This window comes from Acinetobacter sp. BD54, from assembly GCF_044778325.1.
GTDB classification, from domain to species: Bacteria; Pseudomonadota; Gammaproteobacteria; order Pseudomonadales; family Moraxellaceae; genus Acinetobacter; species Acinetobacter baumannii.
Genome location: NZ_JANJEP010000007.1, coordinates 200,487 through 217,625 on the forward strand (window position 1 = coordinate 200,487; position 17,139 = coordinate 217,625).

Annotated in this window: 15 protein-coding genes and 1 pseudogene; 4 read left to right on the forward strand and 12 right to left on the reverse strand. The window is 41.4% G+C overall.

Annotation, left to right across the window (positions count from 1 at the left end; all coding sequences use genetic code 11):
* Positions 1-84: 84 nt before the first annotated feature.
* The gene (locus tag NQ782_RS13280) at positions 85-960 is read left to right on the forward strand and encodes a LysR substrate-binding domain-containing protein (RefSeq protein ID WP_002000873.1); all 876 of its coding nucleotides are present in this window, start codon (positions 85-87) and stop codon (positions 958-960) included.
* Here NQ782_RS13280 and NQ782_RS13285 read toward each other — a convergent pair.
* Positions 961-1,284: pseudogene (locus tag NQ782_RS13285) on the reverse strand (hypothetical protein); the annotation flags it as partial.
* Between the two features lie 191 nt (positions 1,285-1,475).
* On the opposite strand from NQ782_RS13285, the gene NQ782_RS13290 reads away from it, so the two are divergent.
* Complete coding sequence (locus tag NQ782_RS13290) at positions 1,476-2,621, forward strand: aldose epimerase family protein (protein ID WP_000731762.1); 1,146 nt, start codon at positions 1,476-1,478, stop codon at positions 2,619-2,621.
* A 67-nt stretch (positions 2,622-2,688) separates the two neighbouring features.
* On the opposite strand, the gene NQ782_RS13295 is transcribed toward NQ782_RS13290, so the two are convergent.
* On the reverse strand, positions 2,689-3,909 hold the full coding sequence (locus NQ782_RS13295; protein ID WP_057094634.1) for an MFS transporter: 1,221 nt from the start codon (positions 3,907-3,909) through the stop codon (positions 2,689-2,691).
* A gap of 106 nt (positions 3,910-4,015) precedes the next feature.
* On the opposite strand from NQ782_RS13295, the gene NQ782_RS13300 reads away from it, so the two are divergent.
* On the forward strand, positions 4,016-4,804 hold the full coding sequence (locus NQ782_RS13300) for a helix-turn-helix transcriptional regulator (RefSeq protein ID WP_057094636.1): 789 nt from the start codon (positions 4,016-4,018) through the stop codon (positions 4,802-4,804).
* Here the strand turns inward: NQ782_RS13300 and NQ782_RS13305 are convergent.
* Both NQ782_RS13305 and def read right to left on the reverse strand, forming a co-directional pair.
* Entirely contained in the window at positions 4,771-6,093 is a 1,323-nt protein-coding gene (locus NQ782_RS13305) for a glutaminase (RefSeq protein ID WP_000856715.1), read from the reverse strand. The genes NQ782_RS13300 and NQ782_RS13305 overlap by 34 nt on opposite strands.
* 178 nt (positions 6,094-6,271) lie before the next feature.
* Positions 6,272-6,754 carry a peptide deformylase gene (gene def, locus NQ782_RS13310; protein WP_057094638.1) on the reverse strand — a complete coding sequence of 161 codons (483 nt, stop codon included), beginning with the start codon at positions 6,752-6,754 and terminating at the stop codon, positions 6,272-6,274.
* 234 nt (positions 6,755-6,988) lie between these two features.
* On the opposite strand from def, the gene NQ782_RS13315 reads away from it, so the two are divergent.
* Positions 6,989-8,287, forward strand: coding sequence for an MFS transporter (locus NQ782_RS13315; protein ID WP_057094640.1), 1,299 nt, complete (start codon positions 6,989-6,991; stop codon positions 8,285-8,287).
* 62 nt (positions 8,288-8,349) lie between these two features.
* Here the strand turns inward: NQ782_RS13315 and NQ782_RS13320 are convergent, their stop codons facing one another.
* The 8 genes from NQ782_RS13320 to NQ782_RS13355 form a co-directional block, all read right to left on the reverse strand.
* Positions 8,350-9,546: a hypothetical protein gene (locus tag NQ782_RS13320; RefSeq protein WP_000753776.1), complete on the reverse strand. Its 1,197-nt coding sequence runs from the start codon at positions 9,544-9,546 to the stop codon at positions 8,350-8,352.
* A 155-nt stretch (positions 9,547-9,701) separates the two neighbouring features.
* The gene (locus NQ782_RS13325) at positions 9,702-11,342 is read right to left on the reverse strand and encodes a thiamine pyrophosphate-binding protein (RefSeq protein ID WP_057094643.1); all 1,641 of its coding nucleotides are present in this window, start codon (positions 11,340-11,342) and stop codon (positions 9,702-9,704) included.
* 38 nt (positions 11,343-11,380) lie between these two features.
* On the reverse strand, positions 11,381-12,847 hold the full coding sequence (locus NQ782_RS13330; protein ID WP_016144598.1) for an aldehyde dehydrogenase: 1,467 nt from the start codon (positions 12,845-12,847) through the stop codon (positions 11,381-11,383).
* A gap of 13 nt (positions 12,848-12,860) precedes the next feature.
* Positions 12,861-13,652, reverse strand: coding sequence for an aspartate dehydrogenase (locus NQ782_RS13335; protein ID WP_000735778.1), 792 nt, complete (start codon positions 13,650-13,652; stop codon positions 12,861-12,863).
* Between the two features lie 15 nt (positions 13,653-13,667).
* On the reverse strand, positions 13,668-14,462 hold the full coding sequence (locus tag NQ782_RS13340) for an SDR family oxidoreductase (protein ID WP_000009973.1): 795 nt from the start codon (positions 14,460-14,462) through the stop codon (positions 13,668-13,670).
* Between the two features lie 15 nt (positions 14,463-14,477).
* Positions 14,478-15,302, reverse strand: coding sequence for an alpha/beta fold hydrolase (locus NQ782_RS13345; protein WP_000988612.1), 825 nt, complete (start codon positions 15,300-15,302; stop codon positions 14,478-14,480).
* A gap of 36 nt (positions 15,303-15,338) precedes the next feature.
* Positions 15,339-15,860, reverse strand: coding sequence for a cupin domain-containing protein (locus NQ782_RS13350; protein ID WP_000211626.1), 522 nt, complete (start codon positions 15,858-15,860; stop codon positions 15,339-15,341).
* Between the two features lie 23 nt (positions 15,861-15,883).
* Positions 15,884-17,107 carry an MFS transporter gene (locus tag NQ782_RS13355; RefSeq protein ID WP_000064049.1) on the reverse strand — a complete coding sequence of 408 codons (1,224 nt, stop codon included), beginning with the start codon at positions 17,105-17,107 and terminating at the stop codon, positions 15,884-15,886.
* Positions 17,108-17,139: the final 32 nt, after the last annotated feature.

Consider the following 17,139-nt stretch of genomic DNA (forward strand, 5'->3'; position numbering starts at 1 on the left):
ATTCATGTCTATGCTATTTTCAAATAAGTTTTAGGGATAAAAACGGATTATTTCATGGACAGTAGTGAAAACAATTTCAATCAGATGCCCTCCATTAAAACATTACAGGCTTTTGAGCAAACTGCCCGTTTTGGCAATGTTGCTAAGGCAGCCGAGCATTTGAATCTCACCCCTTCGGCAGTGAGTCACCAAATTGCTAAGCTTGAAGAAATGATTGGGCAGAGTTTATTTATTCGTGGTGCCCGTGGTGTGACACTTACTCCTTCAGGTGAACGCTATTTTCAAGATGTCACCACCATTTTGCATAACCTAATGTTAGCCACAGAAAAAGCTGCCGATAAAAGCCCTAAAGACAGTTTATATATTCATTCATCCCCAAGTTTTGGTTTACTTTGGTTGCTCCCTCGCCTTGAATCATTTAAAGAAAAGTTCCCCATGATTCAGGTTAACCTATCGTGTTCATATGAAAATTTGCACTTTACCCGCGATAAGATCGATATTGATATTCGTCATGGTTTACCCAACTGGACAGGGGTAGAAATCAGAACCATTCGTAATGAAAAGCTTGAAGTGCTTGCGTCCCCTAAGCTACTGGAACGTAGTCCTGTGCATAAACCTCAAGATTTATTAAAGAAAGATCTGATTTTATCGCGTTCAACCTTAGTGACTTGGCCCCAATGGTTTGCCCATCAGGGTTTAAGCATTCCTGAATTTCCCTACACTTTGAGTTTTGACCGCTCTTATATGTCACTTGAGGCAGCCACACACGGGCTAGGTTTTGTTTTAGAAAGTAATTTACTCACTCAAAATTACTTAGAATCTGGAAAGTTGGTTAGAGTTTTTGCAGATGAGCTATCGATTCCAATCTCTGCTCATCACTTGGTATATCCAAGAACCCACCAATTTATTCCTAAAATTGAGCTATTTTTAAACTGGATTCATGATGAATTGTCAGGCTGAGAAATCATTAAATCCATGCTCAAGCTCGATACGGCTGATTTGCTTTTTAGCACTAAAAAATAACTTACTCAGTTGTGCCATGGCGGTATCAGCCGTAACGGCTATACCATTTATATTGAGATTTCTGAGTGGCTGCGACTCGATGATTTCTTCAATAAAATAAATCATCTTTTCAATCGCAAGCTCATCAATAACACCATTGCTAATACTTTTTGAATTAATAAAACCTAAGCCCTGCTCATGGTGAATATGTTGGCTGTCTACATCAAATGAGAGACTATTTAGATCAAGTGAAAATTTTAAAATTGAATTAGGATGATTCATAAAAATAGCTTACTGCTGAAGTTTGCTAATAAAATTAATTTGTTTATAACCCTAAATGGTATCGACTGTTCACTACTCAGCATTAACTGATCGATTATTATTAACACTATATATAATAAAAACCTCTTTAAAAAGATGAAAAATCAATTTTATATTCATCCAGTCTTACTATTACAAAATAGAGTATAAGCATGAAAAAATTAGCAATTTTAGGTGTTACGGTTTATAGCTTTGCACAACTGGCAAATGCAGCAACGTTAAATGTAAAACCATATGGTACGACTCAAAATGGCCAAAAAGTTGATCTATACACCATGAGTAATAACAATGGAGTCTCGGTATCTTTTATTAGTTTTGGTGGTGTAATTACACAAATCCTGACTCCCGATGCCCAAGGCAAACAAAATAATATTGTTTTGGGCTTTGATGACCTAAAAGGCTATGAAGTCACTGATACCAAGGAAGGTATTCATTTTGGCGGATTAATTGGTCGTTATGCGAACCGGATTGGCAATGCTAAATTTAGCTTAGATGGAAAAACGTATAACCTCGAAAAAAATAATGGCCCGAACTCATTACATAGCGGCAATCCTGGTTTTGATAAACGTGTTTGGCAAGTTAAACCCCTCATTTCTAAAGGTGAAACTGTTAAAGCTTCTCTGAAGTTAACCAGTCCAAATGGAGATCAAGGTTTTCCTGGAAAATTAGATGTAGAAGTGATTTACAGTCTTTCAGATCAAAATGAATTTAAGATTGAATATAAAGCCAAAACTGATCAGCCTACAGTCGTCAACCTTACCAACCACAGTTATTTCAACTTATCAGGCGCTGGGAACAATCCTTATGGCGTGCTAGATCATGTGGTACAACTCAATGCAGACCGTATATTGGTAACCGATCAAAACTCTTTACCAACAGGTGAAATTGCTTCAGTTGCAGGTACACCTTTTGATTTTCGAACGCCTAAAGCAATCGTAAAAGATATTCGAGCAAATAATCAGCAATTGGCCTATGGATATGGCTATGACCAAACTTGGGTAATTAATCAAAAGACTCAAGGGAAATTAAATCTTGCAGCTATTGTGGTTGACCCAAAATCTAAACGAACCATGCAGGTTTTAACCACTGAACCAAGTGTCCAAATGTATACAGCCAATCATTTATTAGGAAATATTGTTGGTGCAAATGGCGTACTTTATCGACAAGCAGACGCACTAGCATTAGAAACACAGCATTTTCCAGACAGCCCGAATCAACCGGCTTTCCCTTCTACACGTTTAAACCCAAATCAAACTTATAACAGTGTTACCGTATTTAAGTTTGGTGTTCAAAAATAGTCTTTCTAATGAGGCTATGTTCATATTAAAAAGACTCTCAGCTGAATATGGCTGAGAGCCTTTTCATTTATTTAACTTTTGTGTTTGGTAAAAGTGCTGTTGCAAAACCAAGTAATGGCAACAATGAACATAAACCAAATACCCATTCAATGCCGTTAATATCCGCTAAATGCCCTAGCCCCGCTGCGGCAATACCACTTACCCCAAACATAAGACCAAACATTAAACCTGCAATCATGCCTACACGGCCCGGAACAGCTTCTTGTGCATAAACCACCATCGCTGCAAAAGCAGATGACAACACCAAACCTGCAATAATTGAGAAAACCGTTGTCCAAAATAAGTTTGCATACGGCATCATTAATGCAAACGGCGCCATGCCAACAAATGAAACCCAGATCACAGCTTTACGGCCGATCTTATCGCCAATTGGGCCACCCGCAAATGTACCTACAGCCACAGCTGCCAAAAAAGCAAATAAGTGTAATTGAGCTGTTTGAATACTAATATGGAACTTTTGAATTAAATAAAAAGTAAAATAGTTACTAATGCTGGCAATGTAAGTAAATTTAGCAAACATTAATACACTAATTGTGCCCAAGGCGATAATGAGCTTACGGCCATGCAATTTGGTATGTGCTTGCGTAGCACGTGTAACCACCTGACTTTTAGCATGGTTTACTGTCCAGCGGCTTACACCGAATAAAACCCAAATCGCTAAAAGTGCAAATATCACCAAGCCCGCAACTGCATGCTGCCCAAATGGAACAATTAATAATGCTGCTAATAATGGACCAATGGCAGTACCTGTGTTTCCGCCCACTTGGAAAGTCGACTGAGCTGTACCGAAGCGCCCACCCGATGCCATACGCGCCACACGCGAAGCCTCAGGATGAAAGGTTGCAGACCCTACCCCAATCAGTGCAGATGCACATAACAACACAGCAAAACTTGGTGAAAATGCCAACAAAACAATGCCGCAGAATGTGACGACCATTCCAAGTGGGAGAAGATACGGTTTTGGATGTTTATCGGTATAAAGTCCAATCCAAGGCTGTAGCAGCGAACCTGTAATTTGATATACAAACGAAATCAGGCCAACCTCCGCAAAACTCAGCGAAAAGTTTGCTTTTAGCATTGGATAGATGGCTGGTAGCACTGCCTGAATTAAATCGTTCAGTAAATGTGCAACCGCCACGGCGCCTACAATTTTAATAATCATTCCTTGAGACTGATCATTTGCAACGGTATTGGCAATACCATCTTTCAATTGTATTGAAGACGTCATACCTGAAAAACTCCAATATTTTTAAATGAGATGCTTATTGTAAATTGTCGCTTATAAAGTTATCTTCCAATAATCATTGTATAAGTGACAACTTTTAGGATAGTTTATGTCCGATTCTCTTATTCAGTCCGATTTGTCTGAACTAGTAATTGGACTCTCTTCTGAACATTCTTACCGAGAAATCACGCCTACCCACACGCATACACGTGCTCAGTTTTTATATGCGTCCACTGGCAACATTCAGGTGTTTACACCTAATCATGTCTGGATTGTGCCGCCCATGTGTGCGTTATGGATTCCGGCAAATGTAGAGCACAGTGTGATTTCACTGAGTCACGTGAAGTTAAATACGGCGTTGGTTGAAGTAAATGCAGCCGCACTCATGGGACAATATTGCTTTATTATTCGAGTAAGCAACCTGTTGCATGAGCTTTTAATACGTTTAAATGAAATTGAACGAGAAGATGCTCCAAATACGGCCACTTCTCAAGAACTTTCCCGTTCTTTACAAATTTTGATTTTTGAAGAAATCCATCGGGCCAATTTGTTGCCTATTCAGATTCCGTGGCCGAAAGACAAAAGACTCTTAAAAATTTGCCAAGAGTTATTACATACGCCTGACAGTTCAAAAGATTTAACAGATTGGGCCGATGATATTGGTGCGAGTTCTAGAACTTTAATGCGCATGTTTCAAAAAGAAACGGGGCTGTCTTATCGGGCATGGGTACAGCAAATGCATATTGCACTTGCCTTGAGTAAAATCGCGAATGGCGAATCTATTGCCCAAATTTCAGAGTCACTGGGGTATACCAACCCCAGCGCGTTCAGTGCAATGTTTAAGCGACATCTAGGAAAAACACCTCAACAATTTAGAAGTGCCGCGATGTCGCTATAAGTCTTTTTTTTAGAGCGGATCTCATGCTTTTCTAATAAATCATCGAAATCATGATAAACATGAAGTTCTCGATCTTTAGCGGTTCTCGCATGATCTAGGCGCTGTTCAGGATCAACCAAAACAAGGGTATGACCATCATCAATCAGACGATCTACACCTTCTAAGAACATACGTTTACCCACATCGTGGATAAGTGAAATCTGGGTTAAATCAATCACGATTGTGCTTTGGTCAGTGGTCTCGTCTTGTAAAATACGCAACAACATTTCAGCTTCGGTAAATTTCAATACCCCTCGAAGCACATACACACTCAATGATGCGTCTTTCCCAGTACGGTAATGACTTTGTACAATGGTCTGTGCAGAAGGCGTACCTTCCATGAGATGTAATCCCATATCACGAGATAATCGCTCTAAAATATCGATTCCTCGAACACTATGACCGTGCTCATCTAGTCGAGGTGAAAAAGCAGCAATACTAACTTGACCCGGCAGCACACCCAAAATACCGCCTGCTACACCACTTTTAGCAGGAATACCGACAGTTGAAAGCCAGTCACCCGCGGCATCATACATACCACAGCTCATCATGACACTGAGCACTTGTCTCACTACAGATCGGTTCAGTAATCGTTTTCCAGTTTTAGGGTCAACCCCACCATTGGCAAGTACACTGCCCATACGTACCAAATCTTTAACTGTAACCATGATCGCACATTGACGAATGTAACCATTCACAATATCGACTGGGTCAGTTTCCAAAATCCCCACCGTTCGCAACATATAACCGATCGAAAGATTACGGTAGGCTGTTTTGACTTCCGAATCATAAACAGACTCATCAAAACTTAATTCGCGACCAGCAAGCTCGCTCATAAAACGGCGTAGAATTTCTGCACTATGCAAACCATGTTTGACCTGAATCAAGGAATGTACAGTAATTGCGCCAGAGTTAATCATCGGGTTTTTTGGACGGCCATCTTTACCCAATGAGATTTCATTGAAGGCTTCCCCCGAAGGCTCTACCCCTACTTTCGCAAGAACTGCATCAATGCCAAGTTGTTGTAAAACATAAGCATACACAAAAGGTTTAGAAATCGATTGTATGGTGAATTCAACATCATCATCGCCGACCGAATAAATTTCACCATCTACCGTAGACATTGCTAAAGCTAATCGATTTGGGTTTGCATTGGCCAACTCAGGAATATAATCGGCGAGATGACCGCTGTTATCGATGTCACAGGCTTCTATAACATTTGCCAAATAATCTGGGAGAGGGGTTTTCATGGTCAGTAACCTTAAATGAGGAGATTTACAACATCGCGCAAAATTTCAGCACAACCTGCTGATAATATTAAAATTATATCTTTTGTAATGAGTTAAAAATCACGATATAAATATTTTAATTCCGTTCTCTTATTTATTTCAAGGTCATTATAGGTTTTTCAAAACTTTAAACTGAAGATTAGCTTATTCTTTCTACAAACAAGATTCCATCTAAATGATCGACCTCGTGTTGAACAATACGAGCAGGAAAACCGTGAAAAATTGTTTCAACTGTTTCACCCTGAAGTGTTAAGTATTTCACCTTGACCATTTCTGCACGTTCAACTTGTCCACGCTCATCCGGTACACTTAAGCAGCCTTCTTCACCCAAACACATTTCACTCGAAAATTCTAAAATTTCTGGATTTACCATGACCAAAGCATTCATTTCAGGTGCATCCGGATAACGTGGATTTGGTCGAGAAGCCACAATAATAACGCGTTTAGAGATATAAACTTGCGGTGCAGCAATCCCTACTCCATTGCGCTCAAGCATGGTTGCATGCATAGCATCAGCAAGCTGATAAAGCCAATTACTGTTTAACTCATTTGCCGAAACGGGAGCCGCAATTAATTTTAAAATATCTTCACCACGCTTCGCGACAGGTAAAACCACACTCATCCTTTGAATCTCTTATTAAACTAGCTATGATAAGTTTTATTGTGTCGCTGAACGGCCCAAAAGAAAAGTCATTCCTACATCTGTTTTTGTTTTATCTAAAGTGTTTTTTGTTTTAAAGCTTTTTCATCTGAGTAAGACCAATCGGCGTTACCCTATAGAACAAATTTCCTCCATTTACTTTTATTTCACTTTTCCATTAATATCAAAACTTCAATTACAACAATTAAGTAAAAAATGGATCAGGAATTAACTTTGCAGGACGCGAACTATCTTAATAAAGAAGATAAACGAACTCTTGCCCTTTCTTCATTGGGTGGAGCTTTAGAGTTTTACGATTTTGTGATTTATGTGTTTTACGCCAAAATCATTTCCGACCTCTTTTTCCCAAGCACGCTTAGTCCGTTTTGGGCCATGCTCAATACTTATGGCATTTTTGCAGCAGGTTATTTTTTTAGGCCCTTAGGCGGGGTTGTCATGGCCCATTTTGGTGATTTGGTGGGGCGTAAAAAACTATTTTCGCTTTCTATTTTGCTGATGGCGCTGCCTACCTTGTTTATCGGGATTTTGCCCACTTTTGAAAATATCGGATATTTGGCACCGCTACTTTTGTTACTTATGCGTGTGGTACAAGGGATTGCGATTGGGGGTGAAATTCCAGCTGCATGGACCTTTGTATCTGAACACGTGCCTGAAAGAAAAATCGGACTGGCCAATGGTTTACTCACCGCTGGGCTGTCTTTAGGAATTTTACTAGGTGCACTGATGTCTCTATGGATTTCACTTAATTTTAGTGAAGGACAAATCCATGACTGGGCGTGGCGTATTCCTTTCATTGTGGGTGGTATTTTTGGACTCGTTGCACTTTATTTAAGAACGTATTTGAAAGAAACCCCTGTGTTTAAAGCCATGCAGGCCCGTAAAGAAATTTCTAAAGAAATGCCTGTAAAACAAGTCTTAAAAACGCATAAAACAGCCGTTGCAATTGGCATGTTATTTACATGGTTTTTAACGGGATGTGTGGTGGTGGTGATTTTAGCCATGCCAAATTTGTTGATTGGTTCATTTGGCTTTGAGCGCGCACAGACTTTTGAAATGCAAAGTGCAGCCATTGTCATGCAAATGGTGGGCTGTATTTTAGCAGGCTATTTTACTGACCGTTTTGGCTGTGGCAAAGTCATGATGGTCGGTGCGCTTGCCGTGGCACTTACAGCGGCAGTTTTTTATAACAGTTTGGGGCACGCGGCACATTCAACCATTTTTGGTTTATATATGTTGTTGGGTCTATGCTCTGGTACTGTCGGCATGGTGTCGAGCAGTATGGTTAAAATGTTCCCCGCGCCTGTTCGCTTCTCAGGCATTTCATTTTCTTATAATTTATCGTATGCAATTGTTGGCGGTATGACGCTGCCTTTAGTGCATTGGCTCAGTCAATATAGTGATATTGGTGCGATGTATTATATTTTCGCGCTAACCATTTTGGCCTTTGTAACTGCCTTTGTGTTTTGGAATAAGTTTGAAAAAAACAGGTATTAAAAATTTTCACTTATTAAATAAAAAACCACGCCGATTGCGTGGTTTTTTTAATGCTGCTTATTTTAGAAAGTAAATCCGATATTAAAGTTAATACGGTATAGCCATTTATCACTATTTGGTGAAGTTGCAGAGGTATACCCTGTTGAGTTGGTTGCCCCACCAATAATGTTAGAGTTTTTACCCCAGGTATAATCTGCCCAAACCATAAATGGTGAAGCAATAAACATCATCCCTGTAGTGTTCATTTGCGAGTCTGACCAATCATCACGTTTTTTATCGAGATAACTATAATCATTATAAAACTTAATGGCTTTTAGCTTGCCCATATTGGTCACAGGCAACGTATAAGCAAGGTTTAAACTGGCAATGGTTCCTTCCGAAGCAATGAAATAAGCAGGTGTAAAACCATTATTGCCCATTAAAGTCATGTCACTATTTACACCATCCGGATTTTTAGCATCGTATTGATAATGAATGACCGAGCTTTGTAAATTAAAGCGTTTGTAGTTGTTTTCGGTATGCAAACCGACTGCATAATATTTACCGTCTTTATCGGTCACTTTGTTATGTAGCTGAGCGATTGCACCCGAGACACCAAACTCTTGCTTACCGAAATCAGTTTCTAACTTGCGCACAATGCGGGTATTAAACTGATGACGTTTTTCATTCTGATAAGCTTTTTGAGATGGAAATGCATTTTCTTGCAAGTCATCATAAGTTGCACTTTCAGGTGAATAACGCAAGTTGGTCTCTAACATTTGCGGATAATAACCCAGTTTTACATCCCAATCTTTGTTGTGATAATTCCAGTTAAGCCCCGGTGCAATGTTATTGCCATATCCTAAAAAGAATGGAATATGATAGGTCCAGCCATTTTGCGGATAGGGATAAATCGTAAATGGTTTATAAACCAAACCCGCTTCAATGCTGTTATTGGCATCTAGGTTATAGCCCACGTACGCTTTTTCAATGGACGTTTTCTGTTGGTCTTGAAATAGATAGCTGGCGTTGATATAGGCATCATCAAACTTACCTTTGAGATCTACCCTGAAAATATCAAAATAGAGCTTACCGAAACCACGGTTTGGCCCTTCCCAATCTTCATAACGTTGATTTAACCGAACCACCCCACCTAACTTTAATGAATCTGTGCCATCATCACTTTTCCATTCAAGCAATGAGTCTTTTGCAAATGCATTGACGCTTACCCCCAGCGTAAGCGGTGCAATGAATGCCATGATCAATGAAGTCTTTTTCATCTCTACATCCTTGATTGAGTTCCAGCGTCCTGCTGGAACTTTATTTGTTTTACCTGTAAAACTTCGTTTTTATTGTTTTTTAGACAAAAAAATTTATCTAAAAAAAGGATGGCTTAGCAGCTCCCATCGCATATGTACTAAACCATCCAAACTGGTTAATACAGTTTCTTTTGCGGTGGACCCGCGAAGTTTAATGGTCCAATCGATTTCATATCGAGCTCGATCACGGTTGGCCCTTCAAAAGCGACAGCCTCTTGAATAACCGTTTTAAACTCTTCTGCACTACCGACTTTCCAGCTTTTCACACCCATTGATTCGCCAAGAAGTTTGTAGTCTGGCGTATGTAATTCATTAAAATACTGACGACCACCGAAGTAGTTATTTTGAATGCCACGCATTACACCATAACCACCATCATTCATAATCATTAAGACCATGTTGGTGTTTTCTTGCACCATGGTTGCAATCTCACCAATACCAAGCATTAAGCCGCCATCGCCAACTAAACCAATTACTTTTTTGTCAGGGTTAGCAATCGAAGCACCGATTGCTGTTGCAAGGCCTAAACCAATTGCACCCGCAAGTGAGTGGATGTTTTGGTTTGGCGCTTGTACCGGGAATAAACGACTGCCCCATGTACTACCCGACATGGTGATGTCACGTACAAAAATGCCATCTTGAGGTAGAGCTGCACGTAAGTGATCACAAATTAAAGCGTATTGGTCGATTTGTTTACGCAGTGCATCAATCGCAGCTTGTTTAGCAGCTACTACAGCAGCATCGTAATCGGCATCAACTTTTGAAGTTCCTTGAAGCTGTTCTAACACACGTGTTAAGACATCTTTGGCATCGCCACAAATGAAGTTGCGGATTTTGTAATTACGTTGCTGAGCTACTGGGTTTGCATCTACCTGAATAATATTTTCAGGGAATTCAACCGAATAAGTTTTTGTTTCATTACTACGTAAACGAGAACCCACTACCACCATCAGGTCAGCATCTTTTAATAATTGCTCAACACCTGCCGAGTTATGGAAAGCACCTAAGCTACGTGGATGGTCATCTGGCAACACCCCACGAGCATGAGTCGATGAAACAACTGGAATACCTAAATCTGCAATTGCTTTAACTTCGGCAATGCTATTTAAAGTTCCACCACCAATCCAGAAAATCGGGCGTTTTGCTTTTTTGATCTCGCTTACAAGAAGATCAATTTCAGCTTGCTCTGCCTGTGGCAACTCAAGTGCTTTCACTGGCCCAAGATTAAGTGGCAAATCAATCTCTGCTGCTTGTACATCAATGGGTAGCTCAACACTTACCGGTCCCATTGGAACTGTAGTTGCGACACGAATAGCCTCACGAATCACACCAACGGCATTGTCTGGACTGGTAATTCGGAACGCCGCTTTGCTTGATGCACGTAAGAATGTAAGTTGGTCTTTGGTTTCATGAATGAAACTTGCATCACGGTCAAGGTACTCACGCTCAACTTGCCCCGTTAAATGCAATACAGGGCTACCCGCATTCATTGCTTCAATCAGTGAACCCACTGCATTACCAGCGCCAGCACCTGTACTGGTCAACGCTACACCTAGGCCTTTAAAGCGTGAGTGTGCATCTGCCATAGTAACCGCACCCGCTTCACCACGTGCTGCAACAAAGCGCATTTTTTCACGGCGCCCTACTGCATCGGCAATAGGTAAATTGTGGATGGAAATAACACCATAAATACTATCAACTTGGTGCGCTTCTAAAACTCTTGCGATTGCTTCGCCTACATTTACACGTTCAGTCATGTCTGTTCCTCAAAATTTGTTTTCAGTCCTTGAATTTATTAATCGCACCAAGGGTTAGGCTGTTCATTCAGCCCCATATAAATACTCTTTTGTTGCATGTACGATAAAATGCCCAAACGGCCTTTTTCGCGCCCGATCCCACTGTCTTTAAAGCCACCAAACGGTGCACTAATCGAGAATTTTTTGTAGGTATTAATCCATACCGTTCCCACTTCTAATGCACGTGCAATACGCCAAGCTTTACGATAACTTTCAGTCCAAATACCTGCGGCAAGACCAAAACAACTGTCATTGGCTTGGGCAATTAAATCTTGCTCGTTGTCGTATTTCATAACGACTAAAACAGGACCAAAAATTTCTTCCTGACAGGTTTGAGCACTGTTATTTAAGCCCGTGATAATGGTCGGTAAGTAATAACTTCCTTTGGCATAATCACCAGTCGTAAGTGCCTCACCACCAATCAGAACCTGACCACCTTCGCTTTTAGCAAGTTGCACATAGCGATCAACTGACTGCAAATGTTTGTCATTGACCAGTGGTCCTAAATGCACGCCTGCCTGTTCCGGATGGCCCACACGTAAGCCTTTGGTAATTTCAACCAAACGCGTTAAAAACTGATCGTAAAGACTGCTATGAATAAACAAGCGAGAACCTGCGATACACGCTTGGCCTGCCGAGCTAAAAATACCGTAAGCCACACCTTTAGCAGCCAGTTCGACATCTGCATCCGGTAAAACGATGGTGGGTGACTTACCACCCAACTCAAGTGAAGTGGTAATGAGTTTGTCAGCGGCAATGTGTGCCAAATGACGACCTGTAGTTGTGCCACCTGTAAAAGAAATTTTACGAACCAATGGGTGCTGAGCAATTGCATCACCAATTACAGAACCACGCCCCACTAACACACTGAGTAAACCTTTTGGTAAGCCAGCTTCTTCAAAAATTTTGGCAAGCTCTAAAGCAATCAGTGAAGTCGCTTCTGCTGGTTTTAACACCACGGCATTTCCTGCTGCCAAAGCAGGAGCAAGCTTTTGAACCTCACTCGCAATTGGAGAGTTCCAAGGGGTAATAGCTGCTACAACACCTACAGGTTCATGCACACTCATGGTCATAAAGTCGGGAGCACGTTGAGTAGTTAACTCATCATTTAGCGTTTCACATGCCGCAGCAACATAACGTGCGGTTGCCGCCGCGCTCATCACCAAACCACGAGTTTCGGTTAAAGGCTTACCATTATCGCGGGTTTGCAGTTTTGATAATTCATCTACACGCGCTTCAATAATGTCTGCAACTTTATAGAGAATACGTGCACGCTCATGCGGCAAGCTGTTTCTCCAGCTGGGTTGACGCCAAGCCTGATCCGCTTTTTCAATTGCTTCATTTACATCTTCAAGCGTTGCTGTTGAAAGCTCAGCGTTTACCGACTGATCTGCCGGAAACAGGCTTTGAATGACTGCACCACGGCCTAATCGCCATTCACCCGCAATATAAATTTCCTTTGCCATGATCAAATCCTTCTTAAATCTGTATTGCTTCTACACTGTTGCGACAAGCACGAATCACGCTAAGCGCAGCCAAAGTTGATGTTTTCGGGTTACTTGGCAGCGGCACACCCACCAGTTCAATGGTCATTTGTCCAAAGCCACCTTCCGCCACAATGGTGTGTTTGTTCTTGTTGATAGTTGGATCAACAGTTAACTCAACCATGGTTTCATCCATTCCAAGCCCTGCAAGTGCAATCGTTGCTGCAACGTTGGCATTGGCCGGAAATTTCATAGCAGCTTCACGAGCAGTTCCAGTAAAAAAGACCGTAGGTTCTGAAACATGGTCTAAATCGACCAATTGCTCTGCATAACTGCCCTTCCAGCTTTTTGGACTTTTACAGCCTTTATAAGTGACCTTTTGCAAGCCACCTTCTTTAGCAGCAGAAATACCGTCAATACCTGCGATAGCCCCTGCCAGTAAATGCAGATGGGCATCATTTTTTTCGGCAGTTTGCTTAAGTTGAACCAAAAATTCACTATCAGCCAAAGTACCCACCGAAATCAGACCAATGGTCCAGCCTTTCGCTAAAACTTTTTGAGCATGCTCTTTTACTGCTGCTTGACCTGCCACCTCAATGACATAGTCTGGCGTACCATCACATTGCTCAATATCTGAAATCACTTGAATGTCAGAAGAGACTTGTGACTGCACTTTTTCAATGCTGCGAGATGGCACTACAATCCACTTGAGTTGCAGATCTTGGGGCAAGTGGGCATACACTTCTGCTGCCATTGCGCCAAAACCAATCATCATCAACTTTTTCATGACAGCACCTGATATTTATAAATGTTTGTTAAAACCACCTGAGACATCTATTGCCGAACCTGTGGTGTAAGATGCCAATGGTGATGCCAAGAAAACTAAAGCACGTGCAGGCTCTTCTGGACGGCCTAAACGCTGCATAGGAATGCCACGATTTTTTGCAATATTGCCGGTCCACTCTTCCCATGACAGATTTAAATCTGAACGGGTTTCATAACGGCGTTTCCACTGCGCAGATTCGACCATTCCGAGTAAAATCGAGTTCACACGAACGCCATATTGAGTAAATTCATGTGCCAACGAATGGGTTAAATTCAACAGTGCAGCACGTGCAGATGAAGTCGCAATCATGTGTGGTTCCGGTTGCAATGCCAGTAACGAATTCACATTGGTAATTGAGGCATTTGCCGACTGTTTTAAGTCGTCAAGAAAAGCCCGTACCGGATGTAAAACACTGAAATATTTCAGCTCAATCTCTTTCATCCAGTCTTCATCTTGTGTATTTTCAAAATTTGAAACACGGCCTTGTCCAGCATTGTTAATAAGCATGTCCACATTGCCCAAATTGAGTTTGACCTCTTTGGCAAATTGCTGAACTTCTTCTTTTTTCAAAACATTACATGCTTTGGTAAAAATATTGGCATGTGGAAATTTTTCTAAAATATAGTGCTTAGAAGCATTTAAACGTTCTTCATCGCGACCACACCAAGCAACTTTTGCGCCCTCTGCAACCAGTATTTCAACAGCAGCCAGCCCAATCCCAGATGAGCCACCGGTAACAACTGCAACTTTTCCTTCAACTTGGAAGCTCATAATCCTTAATCTCTCTTACGATTGTTCCTGAATCGTCAACATAATTTGGTTAAATGCTTGCGGTTGGTCGACATAACTTAAATGTCCTGCATCTTCTATGACGAAGCGCTGTTCCAACTGCAACTCCTGAGCAAGCTCTTGTATACCTAACGCAGGAGTGATTTGATCTTGCTGCCCTGCAATCACTGTGCATGGGACTTTTAAATCGGTTAAATAATTACGTATTTCGTCATATGCCAGTAAGTACGATGCATGTGTGAAACCTTGTAGGGTCAACTGCTGCATCACCTCTGAAACTAAAGCTAAGGCTTGTGGCTCTTGTTTATAAATCAAATGAGGTCCACGACTTTGGGCCATTCCTTTAGCGCCGAGCTCTTTCAACATTTTTGGTCTTTTTTCAAAAACCTGAATTTGTGTCTGTTCATCGTGGCGTTGGTAGCCTTGCGCCAAGTTAGCGACCACCAAATGTTTCACTCGCTCTGGATAAAGTGCAGCAAATGCACTGCCCTGTAAGGCACCTAAGGAGTGTCCCACCACTATTGCTTTTTCAATTTTTAAAGCATCAAACAAAGCTGCTAAACGCTTTGCGTAGTCGGTCGCATTCGGTTGATCCGTTAAAAGTTCATCTGATTTGCCATAGCCCGGTGCGTCCCAGGCAATGACATGAAAATGATGAGACAGCACTTCAAGTTGGTTTACCCATGAAGCAGAACCGGAACTAATGCCATGCAACAGCACAAGGTATTCGCCCTGACCAGCTTCCCGATAGGCTTGTTGCTGGCCTTGAACATTGACCGTTTTCACCGGAAATTCTGCTAACTTTTCAATGAGTGTCATCATTTTTAATTCTTTCCTTTTATTCACTTCATCAAACAATTAACGTTTGATTTGAGACAATGGATGCTCTGGTGGATAGTTAGGAATTGTTGGTTTACCTGTTCCCAACATCACGCACATCAAGGCGTCTTCTTGACCTGGGTTAAATAAACCACGGTAAATCCCCGGTGGAATTGAAATCAGGTCACGCTCTTTTAAACGGGTCTGGAATTTCTCGCCGTTGTGCTCAATAAACAAATCAATTTCGCCGCGGAGCATAAAGAAAACTTCTTCAACGTCGTGGTGAATATGCAAAGGACCTTCACACTGTGGTGGTAGCACCATAGTCGAAAACGTAAAGTTCTCTGCAGGTACAGTATTGCTGTCATTTGCAACACCAGTTGCACCCGTACCCATATAGCGCATTTGAGCACGACGATATTTCGGGTCGTAATCGGCTTGGAACTTCAAAGCCTCAAAGTCATATTTACGAGTCTCAAAGCGAGCAATACGTGTGTTTAACCAATCTTCTAAAGAAGCGCCTTCCGGCTGTTTCCACGATTCGAATTGTTGTGTAGTCATTTTTTAAACTCCTATACAGTGAATTAATAACGTTTTAAAAGAGGAACCAAGAACAACGACCCAATGACAGCGACTGCAGCCAAGAAGGTAATTCCCAAATTAAAACTATGTGTTTGCATCACGATGTAACCGATTAGTACAGGTGCAATTGCACTTGCAAAATTGCCTAAACCGTTAAATATTCCACCCGCTGTCGCACCTACATTTGAGGTGGTTACTCGGGCAAGCAGAGCAAATACCGCAGCTACTCCAAAGCCCCACGCCATAGCACTTAAAGACATGGCAGCAATAATCAATAATGGCTCAGTCATAATGACCATCACATACATGAAGATGCCCGCGAGTAATAAACCGCTGAATACTTGAATTGCACGGCGGCCTAATTTGTCAGATAAAAACGCACCAACCACTTCGCCAATTAACATGGCAATGAATGGAAAGCTTGAATACACCCCAAACTCTTTGAGGTTGAATCCTTTGTCTTGCATGAGATAAGAAGGAACCCAACTGTTTAGGCCCCATAAATAAGTCATTAAGGCAATATTGAATAAGCACACCAACCAGAACGCGCTATTGCTCACAAGTACTTTGGTGTTGGCGATATGGCCTTTGAAGTTAGTACGTTTACTTTCACCTTCAAGCTCAACAGTTTTCTTGAGCTGTAAGTTACGCAGACCAAAAACAATGCTTAAAATTGCAATGAGTGTTAGTGCAGCCATCACAAAAAAAGTGGTGTGCCAGTCGTGATGTGCCAGAACGGCTGCCGTAATTGGGAACCCAAGGAATGCACCAATCGGTGTACCCAGTAAGAACATGGTTGAGGCACGTGCCTGCTGACGGTCTGTATAAGTCTGCTTAACAATGGTGTACGCCAAAGCAAATAGCGGACCTTCTGCCAAACCGAGTAGAACCCGTAAAATCAACATTCCTGAGTAGCTGGTGGTAAAGCCCATGCAAAGCATGAGTAAACCCCAAGAAGTCACACTCCAGAACAACATTTTCTTTGGGTTAAAAATGTCGCCTAAAAAGCTTAGAAAGACTGATGAAAAACCATAAGCAAGTAAAAAACTTGTCATAAGCCATCCGAGCTTGGCTTTATCTTCAGCAATTCCCATCGAGCTTTGAAAATGTGGGTCTGAAAATAAAACCGCAATACTGATCTTGTCGAAAAATGCCAGTACTACACACACCATAAGGACAAAAGCAGGTACCCAATGCTTTAATCCACTTTTTTCTTCATTACTCATGTGTCATTCCTTCGATTTGGTAATGAGAACCA